Origin of the sequence: Thalassospira mesophila, assembly GCF_002115755.1 — a bacterium.
Taxonomy (GTDB): Bacteria; Pseudomonadota; Alphaproteobacteria; order Rhodospirillales; family Thalassospiraceae; genus Thalassospira; species Thalassospira mesophila.
The window spans coordinates 1-972 of the sequence record NZ_JFKA01000048.1 but is presented as its reverse complement, the minus strand read 5'-3'; the positions used below and the strand labels follow the sequence as shown (position 1 = coordinate 972).

At 60.1% G+C, this 972-nt stretch carries 1 protein-coding gene; it reads left to right on the top strand.

Annotated features, from left to right (window positions below; genetic code table 11):
• Positions 1–972: Ig-like domain-containing protein (locus TMES_RS22860; RefSeq protein ID WP_245835546.1), on the top strand; the 972-nt coding region annotated here is incomplete at both ends.

Genomic DNA, 972 nt, shown 5'->3' with positions numbered 1-972 from the left:
GCTCAATGCCGGCACAATCAATCCCGATGGCACCGTCACCCTGACGCCGACCGAGCTGACCGGTCTCACCATCACACCGCCAGCTGATTTTAGTGGCAGCTTTGATCTCTCGATCGGCGCGACCTCGACCGATGGCACTGATACCGCAACTGTATCTGATACGTTCGGTGTCACCGTCACACCGGTGGCTGATGCCCCGACCCTGACGGCTGCCGATGTCACAGGTGCCGAAGACACCGCCATTGCGCTGGATATCGATACCGCCGTCACCGATGGCAGTGAAGTTCTCTCTGTCACCATCGGCAACATTCCCGATGGCGCGGTGCTCAATGCCGGCACGGTTAATCCCGATGGCACCGTGACGCTAACTCCGACCGAACTGACCGGCCTGACGATCACACCACCAACTGATTTCAGTGGCAGTTTTGATCTCTCGATTGCGTCGACCTCGACCGACGGTACCGATACAGCAACGGTGTCTGATACGTTCGGCATCACGGTAACACCGGTGGCTGACGCCCCGGTTCTTGCCGTGACCGATGCAAGTGGCGCTGAAGACACCCCGATTGCGCTTGATGTGACCGCTACCTCTCCCGATACCGTGTCGGTCACCTTTGCCGGTGTGCCGGAAGGTGCCGTTCTCAGTGCCGGGACCGATAATGGTGATGGCACCTGGACCGTTGATGCTGGCGATCTCGCCGGACTGACCTTAACCCCGCCGGCTGATTACAGCGGGACGCTCAACCTGTTCGCGGTTGCAACGGCAACCGATGGCAGCGAGAGTGCGACGACCAGCGAAGCCTTCTCGGTCACGGTAACGCCAGTTGCTGATGCGCCGACCCTGACGGCTGCCGACATCACGGGGGCGGAAGATACCGCGATTGCCCTTGATATCGACACCGCCGTCACCGATGGCAGTGAAGTTCTCTCCGTCACCATCGGTAACATTCCCGATGGTGCAGTGCTCAATGC